Source organism: Mesorhizobium sp. WSM4847, assembly GCF_055811335.1.
Genome location: NZ_JBVVPY010000004.1, coordinates 32001 through 56897 on the forward strand (window position 1 = coordinate 32001; position 24897 = coordinate 56897).

The window sequence follows — 24897 nt, forward strand, 5'->3', positions numbered from 1 at the left end:
GATAATGTGCGGCCCACTAACTGTCAAATCACCAACTGCCGCTGGCCGCGCTAGGCAGCTTGGAGGCAACAGATACCCGTAGGAAAAGGCGGGGCGACTATGGGGCTTTGGCAGTTCATCAAACGGCAGTTCATGGCCGTCGACTTGGCTTATGTCTATGTGTCGCTTCGCGGAGCCCATTCGTTTAGGTTCTTCATCAAGCTGGATAGAGCCGACAACAAGAAATTCGTAGAATTCAAATTTTGCCATTACGGTGCGGCCGAGGCCCTGTGCAGTTGAAGCGTTGAGGAGTTCAATGACCTGGTTGACGGCGTTCTGAAAGTTAAGGCAGAGCTTGAAACGCCCCTACCCGACAGCGCGACCCAGCCATCGGGGAATGGCAGGGGTATCGCTTAGGAAACGATGGCTCCTAAAGGAGCCATTTGATAGCTCCTAGAATTAGCACGACGATAGCTGCGATTGCGTATTCCCGCCCTGGCTTAACCTAGGCACGAAGTCGCGGGGAAATCGACCTGCCAGCAGGACGCCAACCCGCCCCGTTCTGCAATACAGGTTGTCAAATGCACAGCTGCCATCAAGAAACGGGTTCAAACCGTGAACAAAGTCTGGCATGGTGAGCCCATGCCAATCATCTCACCTGTACCCCTCAATCCGCTGATCGACGGCCGCCAGTCGGAGCGCGCGATGCTGGTTCGGCGTGGCGTGCAGCGGCTGCTCAGGGAGATGGGCGCGCATGTGCTGCCGGAACTGTCGCTGGCGACCGGGCGCCGCGCCGACCTCGTCGCGCTGACCCGCCAGGGCGACATCTGGATCATCGAGATCAAATCCTCGATCGAGGATTTCAGGGTCGACCGCAAATGGCCGGACTACCGGCTGCACTCCGACCGATTTTTTTTCGCCACCCATCCCGGCGTGCCGTCGGAGATCTTTCCGCAGGAATGCGGCTTTATCCTTTCCGACGGCTACGGCGCCGAAATCCTGCGCGATGCGCCCGAGCACCGCATGGTGGCGGCGACGCGCAAGGCGCTGATGCTGAGGATCGCGCGGGCCGGAGCAGCGCGGCTGCTCGCGGCGGAACTTGCCGGCGTGGCGGTGCCGGCGCTGGAGGGCGAGAGCGAGTAGAGGGTTTTCGGATCCCCCTGTAACCTTCGACGTTTGCGCTGCCCCTCATCTGCCTGCCGGCATCTTCTCCCCGTGAACGGGGAGAAGGGCGATGGCCGCAACCTCTGCACCCTTTCTGCAACGCTGGAGATTGGCGAAATCTTTTGCGAAGGCGTCTTTCTCCCCGTCTCTAAACGGGGAGAAATGCCCGGCAGGGCAATGAGGGGCGGCGCAACGTTCGTCGGCTACTCTTCCTCTTGGTCCATCCCATTCGCTGCCGGCGCCATCAGCAGCACGGCGGCGCCGAGGATGGCGGCGATGAAGGAGCCGGCGAGGATGCCGACTTTCACCGCGTCCTGGAGCTCGACATTGCTGGCGAAGGCGAGCAGGCCGATGAACAGGCTCATGGTGAAGCCGATGCCGCAGAGCAGCGAAATGCCGACCATGTGCAGCCAGCCGGCATTGACCGGCAGATCGGCGAGGCCGAGCCGGATGGCAAGCGCAGAAGAACCGAACACGCCGACCAGCTTGCCGGCGACGAGGCCGGCGGCGACGCCCAGCGTCAGTGGCTCGACCAGGGTGGCAGCACTGAGGCCGGCGAGCGGGACGCCGGCATTGGCGAAGCCGAAGATCGGGACGACGACGAAGGGCACTATCCTGTGCAGGCCGTGCTCGAGCCGGTGCAGCGGTGAATGGTCTGAATCCTGGCTGATGCCGGGGGTGATTTTCAAAGGTATGGTCAGGGCCAGCGCCACGCCGGCGAGCGTGGCATGGACGCCCGATTTCAGCACAAGCACCCACAGCACGACACCAAGCAGGAGATAGGGCAGCAGCGTCAGCACCTTCATGCGGTTGAGCACGATGAGCAGAGCGATGACCGCGAAGGCGGCGCCGAGATAGGCGAGCGACAGGCCGCTCGTATAGAACACCGCGATGATGATGACGGCGCCAAGGTCGTCGATGATGGCGAGCGCGGTGAGGAATACCTTCAGCGACCCTGGCACGCGGCTGCCGAGCAGCGACAGCACGCCGAGCGCAAAGGCGATGTCGGTGGCGGTCGGGATCGCCCAGCCGGACAGGGCGGCTGGATTGTCGCGGTTGATGGCGACATAGACAAGTGCCGGCACCAGCATGCCGCCGGCAGCGGCGATGCCGGGCAGAGCGCGGCGTGGCCAGGTCGAGAGCTGGCCGTCCAGCATCTCGCGCTTGATCTCCAGGCCGACCAGCAGGAAAAACACCGCCATCAGGCCGTCATTGATCCAATGCGATACGCTGAGCGGTCCCAGATAGGCGTGAAGGGCGTCGAAATAGGTTTTGGCCAGCGGCGAATTGGCGACGACCAGCGCCAAGGCCGCGGCTGCCATCAGGACGATGCCGCCTGTCGCCTCGCTGGCCAGGAATTCGCGAAAGGTGGAAGTCGGCCGCGGCTTCTGGTCCTGCATGTCGTCTCCGTCGTGTCGCCTACCAGCCGGCAGGGACAACATCACCGTGTGCGATGATGCGCAACCGCCGATGGCAGGGCAGTTCTTACAGTGCCACGCGACCTTGGCGCGCGCAAAGGACGGTCAGGCGTTAGCGCGGCGCGCGTTTGGCGAGTATCCGCTGCAGCGTGCGGCGATGCATGTTGAGACGGCGGGCCGTCTCGGAGACGTTGCGGTCGCACATTTCGTAGACGCGCTGGATGTGCTCCCAGCGCACGCGATCGGCCGACATCGGGTTTTCAGGCGGTGCGGCGCGTTCGCCCGCAGTGCGGGTAAGAGCCGCGAAAACCTCGTCGGCATCTGCCGGTTTCGACAGATAGTCGATGGCCCCGAGCTTCACCGCCGTAACCGCGGTGGCGATGTTACCATAGCCGGTGAGAATGACGGTGCGGGCGTCGTCGCGCTTCTCGCGGATGGCGGCAACGACGTCGAGGCCGTTGCCGTCGGCGAGCCGCATGTCGACCACCGCGTAGGCTGGCGGATTGGCGCGCGCCTTGGCCACGGCCTCCTCGACGCTCTCGGCCGTCTCGACCACGAAACCCCTGGTCTCCATGGCGCGGGCAAGGCGCGTGAGGAATGGCCTGTCGTCGTCGACGATCAGCAGCGAGGTGTCCTCGCCCTCAACCATTGCGCCAATCGTTTCGTCGCCATTCATCGTCTTGACATTCCTGCTGCCCGAATTTTACGCAGATATAGTTTTGGAGCGCTATTGTCCAATTCAAGCCGTGTCAAACATGGTGGCCGAAGCCGATTCAGGGTTGAGGAAGACGCTGCGCGGCCACGATATCCGCACGACGGCGCCCTCGCCCGGCTCGTTTGAATTGCGGAAATCGAGCGTGGCGCCCGAGCGTTCAAGCAGGGTCTTGGCGATGAACAGCCCCAGTCCGAGCCCGCCGCCGGCCTCGGTGCCCTGGCGTGTCGACATATAGGGCTCGCCGATGCGATCGATGATTTCGGGAGGAAAGCCCGGCCCGTCGTCGGTGATCGAGAAGGTGACCGTTGCCTCGTTCCAGCTCCAGCGCACGGTGACGCTCTTGCGGGCAAAATCGACGGCGTTCTCGACCAGATTGCCGAGGCCGTAGATGACGCCGGGATTGCGCCGTCCCACCGGTTCGGGGCCGATGCGCTCGCCGGGGCGAAGTTTGATCGAGATGCCGAAATCGCGGTGCGGGGCGGTCATCTCCTCGACCAGCGAGGTCAGCGGCAGGCGGGAGAGATGCGCCTCGCCCTCGGAGGACAGGCTGGTCAGGCGTTTGAGGATCTCGCGGCAACGCTCGCTCTGCGAGCGCAGCAGCGTCACGTCCTCGCCGTATTTCGGGTCATTGCGGAGCGCCTTCTCCATCTCCTTGGCAACAAGCGTGATGGTGGCGAGCGGCGTGCCGAGCTCATGCGCGGCGGCGGCGGCAAGGCCGTCCAGCGCCGACAAATGCTGTTCGCGCTGCAGCACCAGCTCGGTGGCGGCAAGCGCGTTGGCGAGCAGCCGGGCTTCCTCGGCCACGCGGAAGGCGTAGATCGCGGTGAAGGCGATCGAGGAAAACACCGCCATCCACATGCCAGCGACGTAAATGAACGGCATCTCCAGCGGCGCGCCCTCGTACCAGGGCAGCGGCAGATGGAGGAACACCAGCAGGCTCGCCGTCACCATCACCAGCGCGCCGAGGATGGCGGTCAGGCGCAGCGGCAGCGACGTCGCCGAGATGACCACGGGCACGGTGACCAGCACTGAAAACGGGTTGGTGAGGCCGCCGGTCAGGTAGAGCAGACCGGCAAGCTGCAGGCTGTCGATGGTCAGGATGGCGAAAGCCTGCAGCGGGGTCAGCCGATGCGCCGCCGGATAACGGAAGGTCAGCAACAGGTTCATCCAGGCCGAACAGGCGATCAGCGCGAAGCAGAGACTGACCGGCAGCGGGAATTTCAGCCCGTAGGCAACGACAAGAACCGTCAGACTCTGGCCGACAATGGCAAGCCAGCGCAGCCTGATCAGCGTGTTGAGGCGCAGCCGCTGGCTTTGCTGGAAGTCGGGCGCCCGCAGGATGTTTATCATGGCCAAGGATTATAGCCGGAAAAGGAGAAAGGCTAGGTCCCCCGCGGTTTGGCGCGGCTGGTGGCGGTGGCGAGAAGCGGGTTCTCCGGCCAGACATGCCGGGGATAGCGGCCACGCATCTCGGCTCGCACATCGGCCCAGGAGCCGCGCCAGAAACCGGGCAGGTCACGCGTCGTCTGGATCGGTCGGTGCGCCGGTGACAATAGCTCGAGCGTCAGCGGCACCGCGCCGTTGGCGATCGCGGGATGCCGGTCGAGACCGAACAGCTCCTGGACGCGGATCGCCAGCACCGGCCATTCACCGTCATAGCGGATCGGCACGCGGCTGCCGGATGGAGGGTCGAAATGGGTCGGCGCCAGCGCCTCGATCCGGCGCTGCAGATCGTGCGGCACCAATGCCATGAGGCCGGCCGAAAGCACGCCCGGATCGATCGCGGCAAAGGACGCCGCGCCGGAAAGGAAGGGCAGCAGCCAGTCGTCGAGGCGGTCGATGAGCGCCTCATCGGAAACATCCGGCCAGGGCGCGCCAAGACCGCGATGCAGCCAGCCGAGCCGTTGGCGCAGCGTTTCGGCCTCCTTGCCCCACGGCAAAAGCGACAGCCCGTGTTGGCGCAGGGCGTCAAGGATGGCGCGATCGGCGGCGATGCCGGCCGGCGCCGGCAGCATCCGTTCGGACAGGGTGATGGCGCCGAGGCGAACGGTTTCACGCACACGCACCGCACGCCTGTCGCCGTCGAAACTGGTTTCGCGGTTTGTCTCGATCTTGTCGGCGAGCGAAGCGCGAATGTCGGCTTCGTCTATCGCCGCCGCTGCCGTAATGCGGGCGTTCTGCGCCTTGCCCTGCAGATCGGCGACGACAAGCCAGGTTTCGCCCGCCAGCGGGTCGGCGGCGTCAAGCATGGCGCCTGAACCGTTGGCCAGCACGAAACGGCCGCGCTCTCCGCGCGCCCTGGCGACGCGATCCGGCCAGGCGTGGATGAGGAGAGCGCCGGCGCTGCCCTCCCCCCCGAGGGGAGGGTCGGCCAGTGAGCCTTGCCCAGCGAGGCGAGGGAGACGGGGTGGGGTCGGCGATAACGTGCCCGACCCAACCCCACCCCGATCCGCTTCGCGGATCGACATACCGGGGCGAACCACGGGTCTCGCCCGTCCTTCGGTCCCCCTCGAAGGGGAGGGTGAAGCCTGTTTCGCCAGCCGCTCGGCGAGTTGCCGGGCGGCGGTGGCGCGCGGCGATCTTTCGGATCGGAACCGAAGCAGCCGCCGTTCGAGATCGGCGCCGTCGCCGCCCAGGCCACGCTCGGTGAGCAGCACGGCGAGCATGGCCGCTTCGAACGCCCGGCCGGTGTTTGCCACCTCGGCGACCATGTGAGCCAGCCGCACAGGCAGTGCCAGCCTGCGCATCGCAGCACCCGATTGCGTCAGTCGCCCTGCCTCGTCAATGGCGTCGAGCGCACGAAGCAGCGCCCTTGCCTCGTTGAGTGCCGGGGCCGGCGGCGGATCGAGGAAGCAGAGGCTCGACGGGTCGGCGACACCGAAGGCGGCGCAATCGAGCAGAAGTCCGGAAAGGTCCGCCTCGAGGATTTCCGGCGGCGTGAAGGCGGGAAGTGCCGCGGTCTGCTCGGTCCGCCACAACCGGACGGCGACGCCGGGCTGCGTGCGGCCGGCGCGGCCGGAGCGCTGGTCGGCGGAGGATTTGCTGACCCGCACCGTCTCCAGCCGCGTCAGGCCGCTGGCCGGCTCGTAGCGCGGCAGGCGCGACAAGCCGGAATCGATGACGACGCGCACGCCGTCGATGGTAATCGAGGTTTCGGCGATCGAGGTCGCCAGCACCACCTTGCGGCGGCCGGACGGCGCCGGCTTGATCGCGGCGTCCTGCGCCTTGTTGTCGAGCATGCCATAGAGCGGCACGATGTCGGTGTCGGCACTGACGCGGCCTTGCAGCCGCTCGGCGGTGCGCTCGATCTCGCGCTGGCCGGGCAGGAAGGCGAGCACGCTGCCGCTCTCCTCGGCAAGGGCCGCGCGGATCGCCTTGGCCATCGCGTCCTCGATGGCGATGCCGGCCGGCCGCTCGTCGTAGCGGATGTCGACGCGAAAGGCGCGGCCTTCGCTCTCAATCACCGGGGCGCCGGAAAGCAGCCGAGCGACGCGCGCGCCGTCGAGCGTCGCCGACATGACCAGCAATCGCAGATCGGTCCGCAGCGCACCTTGCACGTCGAGCGCCAGCGCCAGACCAAAATCGCCGTCGAGCGAGCGCTCGTGGAACTCGTCGAAGAATACCGCCGAGACACCGGGCAACTCCGGATCGTCGAGGATCATCCGCGACAGCACGCCTTCGGTGACGACAAGAATTCTGGTCCTCGCAGAAGTGCGGTTCTCCATCCGCATGGCATAGCCGACCGTTTCGCCGGGCTCCTCGCCGAGCAGTTCGGCCATGCGGCGGGCGGCTGCGCGGGCAGCGAGCCGGCGCGGCTCGAGCAGAATGATCTTCCCCGTGCCGAGCCAAGCCGCATCGAGCAGCGCCAGCGGCACCAGCGTCGTCTTGCCGGCGCCGGGCGGCGCCACCAGCACGGCACTGTTGCCATGGCCGAGCGCTTCACCGAGCGCCGGCAGGACGGCGGAGACCGGAAGCTCTGGCAAGGGTTTTCTGGTCATTGTTTCAGGGATGCATCCACCCAATCTCGCGGCAGGTCGGTCGCGCCCCGCATATCAGCGGTGGCGGTCGCCGCGCAACCGGGCAACGGACCAACTCAAAGCGGGTCCACCTACTCGCCATAGTCAAAGGCGGAAGCCACCGAGGATGACGCGGCCGAGGAGCGACAGGAAGTCGGGATATTTCCTAATAGAACGGCGCGGCCAGGGCCACCGCCCAGATACAAGCGAATTATGCTGCAGCGCAGCGACGAATTCGCTTGCGTTGTTTAGTAAAAATTGCATCACTAAACAAATTACTAAACATCCGCCGCTTAACCGCGTCGTCATGTTTAGACCCCTGAGGAGGGGGTTTTGAGGTTATTTGAAACCGTCATCCGGGCGCGTTTCGCAAATGGGAGGAAGGCATGAAATCGACCTTGAAAGTGACGTTGGGACTGACATCGGCGATGTTTGCGTCGACCGCCGTTTCGAATGTCGCGCAGGCTGAAGATCTGACGCTTTGCTGGGCAGCCTGGGACCCGGCCAACGCGCTTGTCGAATTGTCCAAGGATTTCACCAAGGAAACCGGCATCGGCATGAAATTCGAATTCGTGCCGTGGACCAACTATGCCGATCGCTTCCTCAACGAACTGAATTCCAAGGGCAAGCTGTGCGACCTGATCATCGGCGACAGCCAGTGGATCGGCGGCTCGGCCGAGAACGGCCACTACGTCAAGCTGAACGACTTCTTCGACAAGGAGAAGATCAGCATGGACGACTTCGTGCCAGCGACCGTCGTCGGCTACTCCGAATGGCCGAAGAACTCGCCGAATTACTGGGCGCTGCCGGCCATGGGCGACGTCGTCGGCTGGACCTATCGCAAGGACTGGTTCTCCAAGCCGGAACTGCAGAAGGAATTCAAGGAAAAGTACGGCTGGGATCTCGCAGCGCCGACGACCTTCGACCAACTGAAGCAGATCGCCGAGTTTTTCCAGAAGCGCGAGATCGACGGCAAGACGGTCTATGGCGCATCGATCTATACCGAGCGCGGCTCCGAAGGCATCACCATGGGTGCCATGGACGGGCTCTACAGCTTCGGTTTCAAATATGAGAATCCCGACAAGCCATACGAGATGGACGGCTTCGTCAACTCCGAGAAATCGGTGAAGGGTCTTGAGTTCTACAAGGCGCTCTATGACTGCTGCACGCCTCCTGGAGCCTCGAACAGCTACATGGGCGAAGGCGTCGACGCCTTCAAATCCGGCCAGGTGGCGATGCACATGAACTTCGCCTTTACCTGGCCAGGCCTGCAGAAGGACGAAAATGTCGGCGGCGACAAGATAGGTTATTTCGCCAATCCCAAGGGGCCCGACGGCGATCAATTCGCCCAGCTTGGCGGCCAGGGCATCTCGGTGGTCTCTTACTCCGACAAGCAGGAGGCTGCGCTCAAATACATCAAGTGGTTCGCCAACAAGGATGTTCAGGCCAAATGGTGGTCGCTCGGCGGCTTTTCCTGCCTCAACGCGGTCGTCAAGGATCCAGGCTTCCCGGCCAGCCAGCCTTATGCGCAGACCTTCCTCGACTCCATGGCCATCGTGAAGGATTTTTGGGCAGAGCCCAGCTATGCGCCGCTGCTGCAGGCGTCGCAGAAGCGCTTCCATGATTACGTCGTCGCCGGCCAGGGTTCGGCCAAGGATGCACTTGATGGCCTGGTCAAGGACTGGACCGAGGTCTTCCAGGACGACGGCAAGATGTAGTTGGGGCAGTATCCAATCGGCTCCTCCCGAGCCACGACCGCGTGTCCCGTGCCACCCTTGGCACGGGACACAGTTCAGATAAATTCCACTGTCGAGACGACCCAAGTGACCGAAGCGGGACTGATCATGCTCAATCGGACTGCGAACAGCGTTGCCCGGGCTACGCCTGAGCCGTTGGCCCGCAAGGTCCGGGGCATCAGCGACAAGGGCCTCGCCTGGCTGTTCATCTCGCCGACGATCCTGTTGCTGCTCGCCATCAACATCTTCCCGCTGTTCTGGGCGATCTATCTGTCCTTCACCAATTACCGCGCCAACCGTCCCAACGAGGTGGTCAGGAATGTCGGCCTTGCCAATTACAGGCGCATACTCGGCGACCAGGACATCTGGATCGCCATGCAGACGACGGCGCATTTCGTGTTCTGGACCATTCTGCTGCAAACACTGATCGGTTTTACCCTGGCCTGGCTGATCGATCGAAAGTTTCGAGGCCACGCCTTCTGGACGACCATCATTCTGGTGCCGATGATGCTGTCGCCGGCAGTGGTCGGCAATTTCTGGCGCTTCCTCTACGAGCCGCAGATCGGGCTGTTCGCCTATGCCATCTCGTTCGCCACCGGCATTCCGGCAACGCAGATCGGCATGCTCTCCAACGTGTCGCTGGCGCCGTGGTCGATCGTCATCGTCGACACCTGGATGTGGACGCCTTACGTGATGCTGATCTGTCTCGCCGGCCTGCGCTCGATCCCCGAATACATCTATGAGGCAGCCGAGGTCGACCGCGCCTCCAACTGGCGGCAGTTCTGGTCGATCACGCTGCCGATGGCGCTGCCCTTCATCATGCTGGCGGTGCTTTTCCGCGGCATCGAGAACTTCAAGATGTTCGACATGGTCAACCTGCTGACCGGCGGCGGACCGGGATCGACCACCGAGGTCGCTTCGATCACGCTGAAGCGGCAGGCCTTCGAAAGCTGGCGGACCGGCTATTCCTCGGCCTTCGCCATAATCCTGTTCGTTGCGGTGTTCGGGCTGGCCAACATCTATGTCAAGGCGCTCAACAAGGTGAAGCAGAGATGAGCCTGACGTCAGCCCATTCTGTTGTCGCACCCTCGGCGATTTCGAAGCGCGTCGCCGGCACAATTATCGTGCTTTACGCGCTGATCTCGATCGTGCCGCTGTTGTGGATCTTCGCCACCAGCTTCAAGACGCCGCCGGACTCGATCGCCTATCCGCCAAAAATCCTGTTCCAGCCGAGCCTCGAGGGCTACTGCAATCTGTTCTCGACCCGCACCCGGCAGACACCGGAATACATCAACGCGCTGGGACCGGCGACGGGCATCTGCGATGAGACAGTGCGCAAGCGCAACATGGTGATCGCCGGCCCGTCCAATTTCATGCCGCGCTTCGTCAATTCGCTGATCATCGCCTTCGGCTCGACCTTTTGCGCGGTGTTCCTCGGCACATTGTCTGCCTATGGCTTCTCGCGCTTCAAGGTGCCGCTGGCCGACGACCTGCTGTTCTTCATCCTGTCGACGCGCATGATGCCGCCGATCGCGGTCGCTATTCCCATCTACCTGATGTATCGCGAGATTGGCCTGTCGGACACCGCGCTCGGCATGATCCTGCTCTATACGGCGGTCAATGTGTCGCTCGCCGTGTGGCTGCTGAAGGGCTTCATCGACGAGATCCCGCGCGAGTACGAAGAAGCGGCGATGATCGACGGATATACGCGGCTGCAGGCCTTCTGGCGCACCGTGCTGCCGCAGGCGACCACCGGCATTGCCGCGACCGCCATCTTCTGCCTGATCTTCGCCTGGAACGAATATGCCTTCGCCGCACTGCTGACCTCGGGCACGGCGCAGACCGCACCGCCCTTCATCCCGACCATTATCGGCGAAGGCGGCCAGGACTGGCCGGCGGTCGCCGCTGGCACGACGATCTTCCTGGTGCCGATCCTGGTGTTCACCATCCTGCTTCGCAAGCAGTTGCTGCGCGGCATCACTTTCGGCGCGGTGCGCAAATGAGCATGACCCAACCCGCAAAACGCAAGTCGCGCTGGCCGGTCTGGGCGAGGCGTGGATTGATGGAGAACATCGCCACGGTAATCATTGCCATTGGCTTCCTGATGCTGTTCCAGCCCTTCGCGCTGTCGCTCTACACTTATTCGTTCATCACCATGCTGGCCGGCACGGCGATGTTCATCATCGTCTCGAAGTTTCCGGAGTAGACGATGGCGGAGATCAGGGTCGAGCATCTGAGAAAGGCCTTCGGCGATTTCGTCGCCGTGCAGGATTCCAACTTCGTCGTCGGGGATGGCGAGTTCTTCGTCATGCTGGGGCCTTCGGGTTGCGGCAAGACGACGACGTTGCGCATGATTGCCGGGCTCGAACTGCCGACCGGCGGCAAGATCCTGCTCGGTGGCGAGGACGTCACCATGCGGCGTGCCCGCGAGCGCGACATCGCCTTTGTCTTCCAGCTGTTCGCGCTCTATCCGCATATGAACGTGCGCAAGAACATCGGCTTCCCGCTGCTGGCGCAGGGCACGCCAGGCATCGAAATCCGCCGGCGCGTCGAAGAGACGGCGAAGCTGTTGCGCATCGACCATCTGCTCAACAAATCGGTCTCCGGTCTTGCCGGCGGCGATCGCCAGCGCGTGGCACTCGGCCGCGCCATCGTGCGGCGGCCAAAATGCTTCCTGATGGACGAGCCGCTCGGCACGCTCGACACCGAATTCCGCGATCTCATGGTGCATGAACTGCGCGAACTGCACAACCGCATCCACGCCACCACGGTCTATGTCACGCATGACCAGATGGAAGCGATGTCGATGGCCGACAAGATCGCGGTTATGAACCACGGCGTAATCGAACAGTTCGGCACGCCGCGCGAAATCTATGACCGGCCGGCGACCATGTTCGTCGCCGATTTCATCGGCTCGCCGCCGATGAATTTTCTCGGCTTCGGCGGCGGGCTTTCAAAGGGAGCCAGGGAGATTTTGGTGCAAGGCGCCAAAGTGGCAGTGCCGGAGGTGCGCGAGGACATCGCGCCGGCCGACATGGCGCTCGGCATCCGACCGGAACACATCCGCTTCGACGACGCTTCGAAGCTGCGCGGCGCCATCTATGGCACCGAGTATCTCGGCACCACGCAGATCGTTGCGGTGGAGACATCCGGCGGTATCGTCAAGGCGCGGGTGCCGGCCGAAATCCGGCTCAATGCGGGCGACCATGTCGGCCTCGCGCTGAGCAGCGCACGGCTGTCGCTGTTCGAGAAGGGCTCCGGCCGCGCGGTGCGAACCGCAATCCATGACGGGGCTTCCCAGGGAAGAGCGCATCATGGCTGACGTGCAGATCAAAGGCGTGACCAAGAGCTTCGGCGAACATGTCGCCGTGGACACTCTCGATCTGCACGTTGCCGACGGCGAATTCGTCGTGCTGCTCGGCCCGACCGGGGCCGGCAAGACGACGACGCTCAGACTTATCGCCGGATTGGAACGGCCGGATACGGGCTCGATCCATATCGGCGGCCGCGATGCGACAATGTTGTCGCCGGCCGAGCGCGACACGGCCTTCGTCTTCCAGCAATATTCGCTTTATCCGCATCTGTCGGTCTTCGACAATTTGGCCTTTCCGCTGCGCTCGCCGGCGCGGCGGTTGAGCGAGGACTCGGTGCGCCGCCGCGTCGAGGATGTGGCCAAGATGGTGCGTATCCACCACAAGCTGAACAACCGCTCCACCAAACTTTCCGGCGGCGAGATGCAGCGCGTCGCCATCGGGCGCGCGTTGGTGCGCAAGCCCTCGATCTATCTGATGGACGAGCCGCTGTCGTCGCTCGATGCCAAGCTGCGCGCCGATCTCCGGCTCGAACTGAAGCGCATCCAGGCCGAGGTCGGCGCCACCATGCTTTATGTCACGCACGACCAGATCGAAGCGATGACGATGGCCGATCGCATCGGCATTCTCGCCGACGGCGTGCTGGCGCAGATCGGCACGCCACGCACCATCTACTCGGAGCCGGCAAACGTTCATGTCGCCGCAAGGCTCGGCCAGCCGGCGATCAATCTGTTGCCGACCGGCCTGCTGCCGGATGGCGACATGCCGGCGGGAACCAAAACGATCGGCGCGCGTACAGAACATCTGTCGATCGGCAAGGCATCGAATGGCCCCGCCGACGGCGTTGTTAACTGGGTCGAGCATCTGGGCGACCAGAACCACCTGCATGTGACGGTGGGAAGCAGAAAGCTGGTGACGCTGACCGATCCCGACATCCAATTGGAAAAGGGCGACAGGGTGATTATCCGCTACCGGGCGCCGCTGTTCTTCGACCAGGCCGGAAACAGGATTGCAAACCGATGAGCCGTTGGGCACTGGAAAAGAACGGGACACAGGACAAGACCGGGACGATGGACAAGCTTGACCTGAAGACGCTGATATCCGTCACCGCCGACACGATTGCCGCTCACGCCGAAGAGCTGACCAGGCTCGACCAGGCGATTGGCGACGGCGACCATGGGCTGAACATGAAGCGCGGCTTCGAGGCGGTGCGCGCCGAGGCCGACACGTTCGCGACAAAGCCGCTGCCGGACGCTCTGAAAGCGATCGGCACCAAGCTGGTGATGACAGTCGGCGGGGCTTCGGGCCCCTTGTTCGGGACGCTGTTCATGGCGCTCGGCAAGGAGATTTCCGTAGAGCCGGACCACGCCAATCTGATGGCAGCGTTCGGCAAGGCGATCGAGGCGGTGGCGGCACGTGGCAAGTCGCAGGTCGGGCAGAAGACCATGCTCGACGTGCTGCAGCCGGTGCATGACGCCCTGCTGCAGGGAAAGACCGGATCGGAAATCGCCGATGTCGCGGACAGTGCTGCCGATGCCACCGTGCCGATGAAGGCGTTGCGCGGGCGCGCCTCGTTTCTCGGCGACCGCTCCATCGGCCATATGGATGCCGGGGCACGCTCGACCGCGCTTCTGGTGCGGGCTGTCACTGAGACCATCGAGGGGCAAGCATGAGCAATGTCGGCATCGTCATCGTATCGCACTCACCGCTGGTCGCCGAGGGCACGGCCGACATGGTGCGCCAGATGGTCGGCGACGAAGTGCCGCTTGCATGGTGCGGCGGAAACGGCCATGGCGGGCTGGGAACCAATGTCGAGGCGATCATGGGAGCGATCGATAAGGCCTGGTCGGAGGCAGGTGTCGCTATACTTGTCGATCTTGGCGGCGCCGAAAGCAACAGCGAGATGGCGGTCGAGATGATCGGCGAGCCGCGCGCGCACAAGATCATCGTCTGCAACGCGCCGATCGTCGAGGGCGCGGTGATGGCGGCGACGGAGGCGTCCGGCGGCGCCTCGCTCAGGGAAGTGGTGGCGACGGCACACGAATTGTCGCCATCGTGAATGAACAGGAATTTTGACTCAATGTCCGCATCCGCAGAAGCCACCGTTCTGATCACCCATGAGGTCGGCCTGCATGCGCGCCCTTCGGTGAAATTCACCAAGCTCGCCAAGACGTTTTCGGCCGAAGTCGAAGTGGCGCTCGCCGCCAACGGTCCTTGGTTCGACGCCAAGAGCATCGTCAAGGTGATGGCGGCCAAGGCGCCGCAAGGCACGGTGCTGCATATCAGAGCCAAGGGCGACGGTGCCGGCGAGGCGGTCGGCGCGCTCGTCGAGCTGGTGCGGCGCGACTTCGACGAGGGCGTGGACCATGCCCGAACCGCTTAAGCTGCAGGGGATCCCGGCTTCGGCCGGCTATGCCGAAGGGCCGCTGTTCAACCTCGAGCCGGTTGTCGCGCGCTATAAAGGTAAAGCGACCGCAGCTGACGAGAGGCTCGCGCTCGAAACGGCAATCGGCACAGCGACAGGCCGGCTTGCCAAGCTGATCCAGGCAACCGAGGGCGATGCCGCCGACATTCTCGAATTCCAGCTCGCCATGCTGGAGGACGATGCGCTGACCGGCCCGGCCTATGCCGCGATTGCCGCCGGCCAGCCGGCCGATGCGGCATGGCGGCAGGCGCTTGACGCCGAAATTGTCGGCTACGAAACGTCGGATCAGGATTATTTCCGGGCACGCGCCGCCGACATGCGCGACATCAGAGACCAAGTGCTTCGCGCGCTGACCGCGGACAGCGCGGCTGCCGCGCCGACAGGCGCCATCTTCTACGGCGAGGACATCGCGCCCACGCGCTTTCTTGAAACCGACTGGAGCGCCGGCGGCGGCATTGCGCTGAAGGCGGGCAGTACCGCCAGCCACGTCGCCATGCTGGCGCGCTCGCGCGGCGTGCCTATGATCGTGGGGCTCGGTGCTTCGCCGGCTCATCTTGCCGGCGTCGCCCTGCTCGATGCCGAGCACGGCGGCATCGTGTTGAGGCCAACAAGGGCAGAGGTCGAGGCGTTCCGGCAATCGTCCTCGTCTTTCGCGGCACGTCGCGACAGGGCGGAAACTTTTTTGGCTCGGCCGGCAGTGACGAAAGCCGGCACTGCGGTGCGGGTGCAGGTCAACATCGCCGATCCGTCCGATGTCGACGGTATCGATGTCTCGACCTGCGATGGCGTCGGGCTGATGCGGACCGAGTTCCTGTTCGGCAAGACGCTGCCGGACGAGGAATCGCAGTATCGCGCCTACCGCAAGGTGCTCGAATGGGCCGGCGACAGACCGGTGACCATCCGCACCATCGACGCCGGCGGCGACAAGCCGGTGCCGGGTTTCACCGTCGAGGAGGGTAATCCGTTTCTCGGCCTGCGCGGCATCAGGCTATCGCTGGCGAGACCGGAGGTTTTTCGGGTGCAGATCAGGGCGCTGCTGCGCGCCGCCTTGCATGGCAATCTCAAGGTGATGTTCCCGATGGTCGCCGTGTGGGACGAGTATCAGCGAGCAGCCGCGCTCTTCGCCGAAGAGCAGGCCGCGCTTGCCGCGCGCGGCGTCGCGCAAAAAATGCCGCCGCTCGGCATCATGGTCGAGGTGCCGTCGGTGGCGATCGCTCCTGAGGCGTTTGCCGAGGTCGCCTTCTTCTCGATCGGCTCGAACGACCTGACCCAGTATGTGATGGCGGCGGCGCGCGACAACGCGTCGGTCGCGCATCTCAATTCGATCAGGCATCCGGCCGTGCTTCGGCTGATCGCCTCGGTTGCAGCGTTCGGCCGCGCGCAAAACATTCCGGTCAGCCTGTGCGGCGACGCCGGCGGCGATCCGGCGGCGATCCCGGCGCTGATCGAGGCCGGCATGCGCGACCTTTCCGTGGTTCCCGCCCAGCTCGCAATGGCCAAGGCGGCCATTGCGGACGTCTCGATCTAGGCACCGGCATGGCCGAAACCAAGAAGACGCCTGAATCCGGCTCCGAAGAGGCGATCCGCGCCTACAAGACGATCCTGTCGCAGGTCCTCGACCAGCGCCCGTCCGGCATGCGCCAGCGCCTCGCCGACGCGTTGGGCAAGCATCGCAGCTTCGTCACCCAGATTTCCAGTCCGGCCTACTCGATCCCGATCCCGTCAAAACATTTGCCGGCTATTTTCGCCGTGTGCCATTTCAGCCCGGCCGAACGCGACCATTTTCTTGCCGCCTACCATCAGGCGCATCCGGGAAAAATGTCGCTGGCATCCGGCATGCGCAAGACGCGGCATGTTTCGCTGATCGTTCCCGATTTCGGCGACGACAAACAGAACGCGGCGCTCGACAGGGCGGTCAACGATTTCATCCAGAAGATCACCAGCATCGCCGGCAAGGGCGGGACATAGTCGCGCCACGTTCAGCTATTTCGGGAGAGACGGCCATGAAGAAGTTTCTGAATTCTGTGGACACGGTGCTGACCGAAAGCCTCGACGGCTTCGTTGCCGCCCATGCCGACATCCTTGTGCTTGGCGACGAGCATAAATTCGTGCGCCGCAGGACACTCAAGCCCGGCAAGGTAGCGCTGATTTCCGGGGGCGGCTCTGGCCACGAGCCGCTGCATGCCGGCCTGGTCGGGCATGGCATGCTGGATGCCGCCTGCCCCGGCCAGGTGTTCACCTCGCCGACGCCGGACCAGATGATGGCGGCCGCGGAGGCGGTCAACACCGGTGCCGGCTGCCTGTTCATCGTCAAGAACTACGAGGGCGACGTGATGAATTTCGACATGGCTGCTGAAATGTCGGAGGGTGTGATGCAAGTGGTGACCAATGACGACGTCGCGGTCGAGAACTCCTCCTACACCACTGGCCGACGCGGCGTTGCCGGCACGCTGGTGGTCGAGAAGATCCTCGGCGCCGCGGCCGAGCAAGGCATGGCGCTGAAGCCGTTGAAGGCGCTTGGCGAACGCATCAATGGCGCGACGCGCTCGATGGGCGTTGCGCTGACCAGTTGCACCGTACCGGCCGCCGGCAGGCCGACCTTCGATATCGGCGACGGCGAGATGGAATTCGGCGTCGGCATCCATGGCGAACCCGGCCGCCGCCGCGACACATTGAAGAGCGCCGACGCCATCGCCGAGGAGATCTGCGCGGCGATATCAGGCGATCTGGGTGACAGAGCAAAAGGCCCGGCGCTGCTTTTCGTCAACGGCTTCGGCGGCACGCCGCTGATGGAGCTCTACCTGATGTACAACAGCGCCCGGAAAATCTTCGAGAAAAACGGCGTGACGGTCGCCCGTTCGCTGGTCGGGTCCTATGTGACATCGCTCGACATGGCCGGCTGCTCGATCACGCTGACCATGCTCGACGACGAGACGACCGCATTGTGGGACGCACCGGTGCATACGGCTGCCCTGCGCCGGGGGATGTAGCACGGCCAACACCGCGCCACGGCTATAGGAACAGTATTAAGCAAGCAGGCGCTTTCTACGACCTGGCCGGTTGCGGCGATAAAGCGGTGGTCACGTCCATTTCGACCAAAGCGAGGTCGCCAAGACGAATTTGCACGTGCTTGCAAAAACAGCATACGCTATTTCCAAGGACAGAAACATTCCTGGGAGAAAGCTGGATGGCGTCACGCTACCACGAGGTCTATGACGGCTGGAAACGCGATCCGGAAAAATTCTGGGCGGATGCGGCCAAGGCCATCGACTGGTTCTCGCCGTTCGAAACGGTCTTCGATGCGAATGCCGGCGTCTATGGGCGCTGGTTTGGCGGCGCCTCCTGCAACACCTGCTTCAACGCCGTCGACCGCCACGTGGCGGGTGGCCGCGCCGATCAGATCGCGCTGATCCATGACAGCGCGATTTCCGGCACGGTCAGGAAATTCACCTATGCCGAATTGAAACGCGAGGTGGTCGCGCTGACGTCGGTGCTGAAGAACCGCGGCGTCCAAAAAGGCGATCGGGTCATCATCTACATGCCGATGGTGGCGGAAGCTGCGTTTGCCATGCTTGCCTGCGCCCGTATCGGCGCCGTGCATTCGGTCGTCTTCGGCGGCTTTGCTTCGCACGAGCTCGCCACACGCATCGACGACGCCAGACCGAAGCTGATCATTTCCGCCTCTTGCGGCCTGGAGCCCGGGCGCGTCGTCGCCTACAAGCCGCTGCTCGACAAGGCGATCGAGATGTCGCGGCACAAGCCCGAAGCCTGCCTCATCCTGCAGCGCGATCAGCTGCGCTGCGAGCTAGAGGAGAACCATGACATCGACTATGCCGACGCCGTCGCCCGCGAGCGGGCCGCGGGCGCCAATGTCGACTGCGTTCCGGTGCTCGCCACCGACCCGCTCTACATCATCTACACGTCCGGAACGACCGGCCAGCCCAAGGGCATCGTGCGCGACAATGGCGGCCACATGGTTGCGCTGAAATGGTCGATGGAGAACGAGTTCGGCGTCAAGCCGGGTGAGGTGTTCTGGGCGGCTTCCGACGTCGGCTGGGTGGTCGGCCATTCCTACATCGTCTACGGCCCGCTGCTGCATGGCTGCACGACCGTCCTGTTCGAGGGCAAGCCGGTCGGTACGCCCGACGCCGGCACCTACTGGCGGGTGATATCAGAGCATGGCGTGGTCGCGCTGTTCACCGCGCCGACCGCATTCCGCGCCATCAAGGGACAGGACCCCAAGGGCGAATTCGTCCCGAAATACGACCTGTCGAAATTCCGCACGCTGTTCCTCGCTGGCGAGCGCGCCGATCCGGAAACCATCAAATGGGCGGAGCAGAAATTGAACGTGCCGGTAATCGACCATTGGTGGCAGACCGAGACGGGCTCGCCGATGACGATCAACCCAGCCGGATTAGGGCTACTGCCGGTGAAATACGGCTCGCCCGGGGTGCCGATGCCCGGCTACGATATCCGTGTGCTCGACGATGCCGGCCACGAAGTGCCGCGCGGCACGTTGGGCAATGTCGCGGTCAAGCTGCCGCTGCCGGCCGGCTGCCTGCCGACGCTATGGAATGCCGATGACCGGTTTCGCCAAGCCTATCTCGACGAATTCCCCGGCTTCTACAAGACGGCGGATGCCGGCATGATGGACGAGGACGGCTATTTGTTCGTGATGGCCCGCACCGACGACATCATCAATGTCGCCGGCCACCGGCTGTCGACCGGCGCCATGGAGGAGGTGCTGGCCGCGCATCCGGACGTTGCCGAGTGCGCTGTCGTCGGCGTCGCAGATGCGATGAAGGGTCAGGTTCCGCTCGGCTTCGTCGTGCTGAATGCCGGTGTCACGCGTGACAGCGCCACTATTGAGACCGAGGTGGTCACGCTGGTGCGCGAGCGGATCGGCCCGGTCGCCGCCTTCAAGACGGTGGTCACGATCAAGCGCCTGCCCAAGACGCGCTCCGGCAAAATCCTGCGCGGCACCATGCAGAAGATTGCCGATAAGGAAGACTGGACAATGCCAGCGACCATCGACGATCCGGTCATTCTCGACGAAATCACCGCGGCGCTGAAGGGACGCGGAATCGGGCTTTAGCTGCTTTCGGAGCGCGGCAGGCCGATCGCGGCTTCGGACGAATACGAATTCATCCTGCACTGCAATCGTCTGTTGTGCAATGCAGCAATAGCCCTTAAACCTTTGCGTGGGGGGCCATTCCGAAGGCACGGCATGGCTCAGCAAAAAACAACATTCGGCGGCGTCGACATCCTGCGTTTTGTCGCCGCTGTCCTCGTGATGGTCTACCACTACGGCTTCTGGGTGTGGGCATTCCCCGAGGGCGTTTCGGCGCGTGCGACGGGCGGCATCCCGCCGCATCCGGAAATAGGCGGACTGGTCCAATTCGGATGGGTCGGCGTCCAGATATTCTTCGTCATCAGCGGCTTCGTCATCGCCTTCAGCGCCGAGCATTCCACACCGCTGCGGTTTTTCGAGGCAAGGGTGAAACGATTGGCGCCGGCCGTCTGGATCTGTGCGCCGGTCACCGCGATGGTGCTGCTTCTCGTCGATCTCAGTTGGCCGACGGACGCAGTCACCACGCTCATACGCACCGCCCTGTTCGTTCCGTTCAACCCCTGGGTCGACAGCGTCTACTGGACGCTTGGCATCGAGATCGCCTTTTACGCCATCGTCTGGATCCTGCTGCGGCTCGGCCGCTTCGACCTGATGGAAGCGGTGGCAGTTGCGCTCGGCGCTATCAGCACGCTTTTCTGGTGCCTGTACTATCCATTCGACTGGACGGACCTTGCCGAGGCGCGCTGGCTCGACCTGCTCCTGGTGCATCACGGATGTTTTTTCGCGACAGGTGTGCTGTTCTGGCTGATGCGTTTCAAGGCAGTGACGCCCGCCCGCCTTGTCTTCTGCGCCTTGTTCCTGGCCGGCGGCGTGCTGCAGATCATAAGTGCTGTCGACGTCCGCAGCATCAAGGTCGAAGCCGCGATGCCCTACGGGCCGCCGATCGTCCTGTTCCTCGCTGCCATGGCGCTGATGGCGTGGTCGTTACGGCTCGACCTGTCCTGGCGCGGCTGGCGCCGGATCGGCCTGATGACCTACCCTCTCTATCTGATCCATAATGTCGTCGGCGCAGCCATTCTCGGAGCCTTGATGCGTGCGGGAGTGCCATACCTGCTTTCGGTGGTCATCGTCGGGGCGACCATGATCGCCGCGAGCTGGCTGATTGCGATCGAGGCCGAACCGCGCATCCGGCTTCTGCTCGACCACACCATCTTCCGCTACCGTCTCAAGGCGGCGTAACGCGCCAGCGTTGTCACGCCGGTTCCTGGCTGCAAACGTCCTACGGTGGAATGTTCGGCATAAAGCAGGGTGCGGACGCTTTTGCGCGACCCGTCGCGGCTCGGCGACCTGATCAAGAGAGGAAATCGACCGGCATCCTAAGGAACGTCATTCGCCATCGACCCTACCGGCTAGTGCACAGGCTGCCGGTCATGGTCTGTTCGAGGGGCATTCGTCTTCGCTCACGACGGCCTCGGCCCGGTATCGGCCTGACGGCGGAAGACGACGATCTGCCGGTCCTACAGACCGGCCTCAGCTGTTCACCTTCGTCCGCGCTTCCGACTTCTCCAGATAGTATGACGAATATCTGTCGAAGAATTTTTCCGAGCCGCCGATCGATCCATACTTCGCCAGCTTCTTCAAATCGACCTTGTTGAGGACCACGCCGACGATCTTGTTGGCGATATAGGATTCCGAACTCAATATGGATTGCACCATCGCACGCGGCGTGCGCCCCCACTCGGTCACGAGCACGAAGCCGTCGGCAAGCGGAGCAAAGGCCTTGGCATCGACCACGGGGCCGAGCGGCGGCAGATCGACGACGATGTACTGGAAGGTCTCCTTGGCATTGTCGATGAAACGCCGCATCCCGGCCGACGACAGAAGCTCGCTTGTGTGCGAGAAATGACCGCGCGGCACGGCGGGGACGATCGCCAGCTTGGTCTGCCGGTCGATTTTGCCAACGGACTGCCAGGTCTGCCCGCTCACCACCGCTTCCATCAGGCCTTGCTCGGCCTCCATGCCAAGGCTGCGGCTGAGGCCGGGGTTACGCAGGTCGCCGTCCACCAGCAGCGTTTTCGACCCGTTGGCGGCAAGCAATCCGGCCAGATTCGCCGCCACGGTCGACTTGCCCTCGCCGGGAAGGACCGAGATCACGCCAATGACCCGGCTGCCTTGCCCTTCCATCACCACGTCGAAGGCAATCTTGGCGCTGCGCAGCGTCTCGGAAAACATCGATGCCGGGGCGTCGATGCTCACCCGCATGCGCGCGCGTCTTTCAGCCGCCGACGGTGAGTGGGCGGTTTTGATATCCGCCTGACCGTCATCGCGCTTATCGTCCTTGGCGACCTTGCTGCCAATGATCGGCAGGTAGCCGAGGAATTTGAGGCCGACGCGATCGCGAACGTCTTCGCCGGTCCTGAAGAACCGTTCCCTGAACTCATTCAGGCCACCAACCCCGGCTCCCAACATCACGCCAAGCACGAGCGAAAGTCCCAGCACTATGGACGTGCGCGGGGTTGCCGCGGACTTCGGCAGCGTCGCGTCCGAGATGACGCGGATCTTGCCGACCGGGAAGGATTGCTGCTGGGAGGCTTCCTCGTAGCGTCCAAGGAACGTTTGATAGAGCGTCGAGAGCGCCGTTGCCTTCTGCTCCAGTTCGCGCAGCTTGACCTGCGACTGGTTGTCGATGGAACTCTTGCCAGCCGCTAACGCGACATTTGCACGGAGCGCCGTCTCGCGCGCGAGAGCGACTTCGTATTCGTTGCGGTAGCTTTCGGTCAATTGCTTCAACTCGCCGAATATCTGCGCCGATATGTCGGCCCTTTCCTTGGCAAGTGCGACCGCCTGGGGATGCTCAGCCCCGAAATTGGCTTCGATATCCTGCTGCCGCTTGGCGACAGTGAGATAGCGGGTCTTGAGTGTTGAAATGATCGAGTTGCTCGGCTGGTCGGCGGATATCGCGGCGTCCCTGAATGCGTTGTCCGAACCGCTTTCGACGATCGACTTGTATTGCTGGTAGCGGGCGCTGGCGCGGGCGGTATCGGCCTGCGCCTCAATGAGCTGGCCATTGAGGTCCGACAGTTGCTTGTCACTGATCAACTGGCCGTCATCGACGGCCAGCCCATGTTCGGCCCTGAACTTCTCGACGGCGAGCGCCGCTGCCTGGGAACTTTCGCGAAGCTCCGTCAGCCGACCTTGCAGCCAGACCGCCGCCCGCTCGGTCGCATCGAAGCTCGCATCGAGCTGATCGGCGAGATAGGCGTCGGCATAGGCTTTGGTGACCGCGGTCGCAAGTGCGGGGTCCGTCGCCTGGTAGGCGATGGAGATCACATAGCTTCGACCGATGCGCTCGGCCTGCACCTCGTCCTGCAGTTTGAGGATTGCGTAATCGCGCCGTGACGAGGCAATCATCGCGTCACGCGTCGCCGGGTCAAGCTGAGTAACGTCGGCCGTACCCACGGCGGGATTGGGACGGAAATACCGGACCACGCCGCGCACAAAACCGGCAGCCTTCGACACGGCCGACGTCGGAGGGTCCATGAAAGCGTCGTTCTGATCGAGTTTCTGCTTGTCGACGACTACCGCCGCCAGTCTCGCCGAGTGGAGTATTTCGATCTGGCTCAGAATGGCGGAGTCGGTCTGCATGCTGACCGACGCCGCCGAGACCTCGTCGACGACCTTGTTCAACCCTTCGTCGATCAGCACACGGCTCGTCGCCATGTAGGTGGGAGGCGTGGTCTGCAAATAGAGCACGCCCAGAAAAAGACCGATGGCAGCGCATGCCGCAACCACCTTTGCCTGCCTTGCTGCCATGCCGAGCAGGCGCTCGACATCGATAAAATCGTCGGCGCTGACTGGGTCCGAACTCGGCAATGGTTTCCTCTTGTCGAGAGGAAAATTGGCATAATTCATCTTCGGTCCAATTCAAGTTTGCATCTAGAGCGGCGGTCTCTCAAGTCGAACGCGCCGCCGCTCTATTTTTGTTTGAGCCTCGGAAACCCTGTCTCCACTCGGGTCCGCTGCTCTCGTTTGCAGGCGCTAGAGCGGGAGCATCAGCATATGCCCAACGCAAGCTTCATGCCAGCCACCGCGAGACCTGGGCAGTCAAACATATCGGCATGTCTTGCGTACCATTCATATGCTTGCTCCCAAAAAATGGGCTTTATGCGGCCTCCACCCGGCGCTCATGCAACTGGACGAACTCCTGAAGCATCTCGAAGATCGGTCCCTTCATGTCGTCGCGCGCCAGCGCGAAGGCGACATTGGCCTGGATGAACCCTTCCTTCGAGCCACAATCGAACATCCGGCCGTTGAAGGGCTGCGCGAAGAAAGCCTGGCTTTGCGCAAGGCGGACCATGGCGTCGGTCAGTTGGATCTCATTGCCGGCGCCGCGCTGCTGATTGCCGAGCAGCCCGAATATTTCAGGCTGCAGGATATAGCGGCCGTTGATGTAGTAGTTCGACGGCGCATTCGCCGGAGCCGGCTTTTCGACCATGGCGGTGACCTCGAAGCCCGAGCCGACATCGGCGCCGCAGCCGACGATGCCGTATTTGCTGGTCTCGGCCGGGTCGCAGCGCTCGACGGCGATGACGTTTCCGCCGGTCTGCGCATAGAGGTCCGCAATTTCAGCGAGACATCCGCGACCGCCGAAGGACACCATGTCCGGTAACAGCAATGCGAAGGGCTCATCGCCGATGACTTCCCGGGCGCACCATACCGCATGGCCGAGACCTTGCGGTGACTGCTGCCGGATGAAGCTCGTCGCACCAGCCACGGGAAGCAGGCTTTCCAACGCCTGAAGCTGCGCCGTCTTGCCGGTCTGCTCCAAAGTTCCGATCAATTCTGGATGCAGGTCGAAATAATCCTCGATGACCGCCTTGTTTCGGCCCGTCACGAAGACAATGTGCTCGATGCCGGCTTCGAACGCCTCGTCCACCGCATATTGCACGACAGGCCTGTCGACGACCGGCAGCATTTCCTTCGGCATCGACTTGGTCGCCGGCAGGAATCGCGTTCCAAGCCCCGCTACCGGTATGACTGCCTTCCTGACTTTCTTCATTGC

General features: G+C 63.4%; 21 protein-coding genes. 15 read left to right on the top strand and 6 right to left on the bottom strand.

The annotated features are described in order from the left end of the window. Nucleotides 1-621: 621 nt before the first annotated feature. Nucleotides 622-1122, top strand: coding sequence for an MmcB family DNA repair protein (locus AC0L28_RS06560; RefSeq protein WP_023796715.1), 501 nt, complete (start codon nt 622-624; stop codon nt 1120-1122). A gap of 224 nt (nt 1123-1346) precedes the next feature. Here AC0L28_RS06560 and nhaA read toward each other — a convergent pair whose 3' ends face one another. From nhaA to hrpB, 4 genes are all read right to left on the bottom strand, one after another. Next, nucleotides 1347-2543, bottom strand: a complete 1197-nt coding sequence (gene nhaA, locus AC0L28_RS06565) for a Na+/H+ antiporter NhaA (protein WP_128168330.1) — start codon at nt 2541-2543, stop codon at nt 1347-1349. A gap of 130 nt (nt 2544-2673) precedes the next feature. Beyond that, entirely contained in the window at nt 2674-3237 is a 564-nt protein-coding gene (locus tag AC0L28_RS06570; protein WP_128168331.1) for an ActR/PrrA/RegA family redox response regulator transcription factor, read from the bottom strand. 63 nt (nt 3238-3300) lie between these two features. Then, nucleotides 3301-4626 carry an ActS/PrrB/RegB family redox-sensitive histidine kinase gene (locus tag AC0L28_RS06575; protein ID WP_473476675.1) on the bottom strand — a complete coding sequence of 442 codons (1326 nt, stop codon included), beginning with the start codon at nt 4624-4626 and terminating at the stop codon, nt 3301-3303. Between the two features lie 32 nt (nt 4627-4658). Then, the gene (gene hrpB, locus AC0L28_RS06580; protein WP_473476305.1) at nt 4659-7274 is read right to left on the bottom strand and encodes an ATP-dependent helicase HrpB; all 2616 of its coding nucleotides are present in this window, start codon (nt 7272-7274) and stop codon (nt 4659-4661) included. A gap of 404 nt (nt 7275-7678) precedes the next feature. Between hrpB and AC0L28_RS06585 the strand changes: the two genes are divergently transcribed. From AC0L28_RS06585 to AC0L28_RS06650, 14 genes are all read left to right on the top strand, one after another. Continuing rightward, nucleotides 7679-9010, top strand: a complete 1332-nt coding sequence (locus tag AC0L28_RS06585; RefSeq protein ID WP_473476307.1) for an ABC transporter substrate-binding protein — start codon at nt 7679-7681, stop codon at nt 9008-9010. 126 nt (nt 9011-9136) lie between these two features. After that, nucleotides 9137-10084, top strand: coding sequence for a carbohydrate ABC transporter permease (locus AC0L28_RS06590; RefSeq protein WP_473476677.1), 948 nt, complete (start codon nt 9137-9139; stop codon nt 10082-10084). Next, entirely contained in the window at nt 10081-11031 is a 951-nt protein-coding gene (locus AC0L28_RS06595) for a carbohydrate ABC transporter permease (RefSeq protein WP_128183364.1), read from the top strand. The genes AC0L28_RS06590 and AC0L28_RS06595 overlap by 4 nt, the downstream gene beginning before the upstream one ends. Further along, nucleotides 11028-11234: a hypothetical protein gene (locus AC0L28_RS06600; protein ID WP_027151572.1), complete on the top strand. Its 207-nt coding sequence runs from the start codon at nt 11028-11030 to the stop codon at nt 11232-11234. Before AC0L28_RS06595 ends, AC0L28_RS06600 begins: the two co-directional genes overlap by 4 nt. Before the next feature lie 3 nt (nt 11235-11237). Next, a complete protein-coding gene (locus AC0L28_RS06605) occupies nt 11238-12350 on the top strand; it encodes an ABC transporter ATP-binding protein (protein ID WP_473476310.1) in 1113 nt (370 codons plus the stop codon). Beyond that, nucleotides 12343-13362 carry an ABC transporter ATP-binding protein gene (locus AC0L28_RS06610; RefSeq protein ID WP_287177599.1) on the top strand — a complete coding sequence of 340 codons (1020 nt, stop codon included), beginning with the start codon at nt 12343-12345 and terminating at the stop codon, nt 13360-13362. The genes AC0L28_RS06605 and AC0L28_RS06610 overlap by 8 nt, the downstream gene beginning before the upstream one ends. 47 nt (nt 13363-13409) lie before the next feature. Further along, entirely contained in the window at nt 13410-14012 is a 603-nt protein-coding gene (dhaL, locus tag AC0L28_RS06615; protein ID WP_473476679.1) for a dihydroxyacetone kinase subunit DhaL, read from the top strand. After that, nucleotides 14009-14398: a dihydroxyacetone kinase phosphoryl donor subunit DhaM gene (gene dhaM, locus AC0L28_RS06620; protein ID WP_473476312.1), complete on the top strand. Its 390-nt coding sequence runs from the start codon at nt 14009-14011 to the stop codon at nt 14396-14398. Before dhaL ends, dhaM begins: the two co-directional genes overlap by 4 nt. Nucleotides 14399-14419: 21 nt before the next feature. After that, the gene (locus AC0L28_RS06625) at nt 14420-14722 is read left to right on the top strand and encodes an HPr family phosphocarrier protein (RefSeq protein ID WP_287258218.1); all 303 of its coding nucleotides are present in this window, start codon (nt 14420-14422) and stop codon (nt 14720-14722) included. Beyond that, complete coding sequence (ptsP, locus tag AC0L28_RS06630; protein WP_473476314.1) at nt 14706-16292, top strand: phosphoenolpyruvate--protein phosphotransferase; 1587 nt, start codon at nt 14706-14708, stop codon at nt 16290-16292. Before AC0L28_RS06625 ends, ptsP begins: the two co-directional genes overlap by 17 nt. A gap of 8 nt (nt 16293-16300) precedes the next feature. Further along, nucleotides 16301-16732, top strand: a complete 432-nt coding sequence (locus AC0L28_RS06635) for a hypothetical protein (RefSeq protein ID WP_473476316.1) — start codon at nt 16301-16303, stop codon at nt 16730-16732. Between the two features lie 35 nt (nt 16733-16767). After that, nucleotides 16768-17754, top strand: coding sequence for a dihydroxyacetone kinase subunit DhaK (gene dhaK, locus AC0L28_RS06640; protein ID WP_473476317.1), 987 nt, complete (start codon nt 16768-16770; stop codon nt 17752-17754). Between the two features lie 197 nt (nt 17755-17951). Next, complete coding sequence (locus AC0L28_RS06645) at nt 17952-19859, top strand: propionyl-CoA synthetase (RefSeq protein WP_473476319.1); 1908 nt, start codon at nt 17952-17954, stop codon at nt 19857-19859. 132 nt (nt 19860-19991) lie between these two features. Beyond that, nucleotides 19992-21074: an acyltransferase family protein gene (locus tag AC0L28_RS06650; protein WP_027151563.1), complete on the top strand. Its 1083-nt coding sequence runs from the start codon at nt 19992-19994 to the stop codon at nt 21072-21074. Nucleotides 21075-21365: 291 nt separating this feature from the next. Here the strand turns inward: AC0L28_RS06650 and AC0L28_RS06655 are convergent, their stop codons facing one another. Further along, nucleotides 21366-23747, bottom strand: a complete 2382-nt coding sequence (locus AC0L28_RS06655) for a polysaccharide biosynthesis tyrosine autokinase (protein ID WP_473476321.1) — start codon at nt 23745-23747, stop codon at nt 21366-21368. Between the two features lie 250 nt (nt 23748-23997). Beyond that, nucleotides 23998-24894, bottom strand: a complete 897-nt coding sequence (locus AC0L28_RS06660) for a UTP--glucose-1-phosphate uridylyltransferase (protein ID WP_473476323.1) — start codon at nt 24892-24894, stop codon at nt 23998-24000. Between the last annotated feature and the right edge of the window lie 3 nt (nt 24895-24897).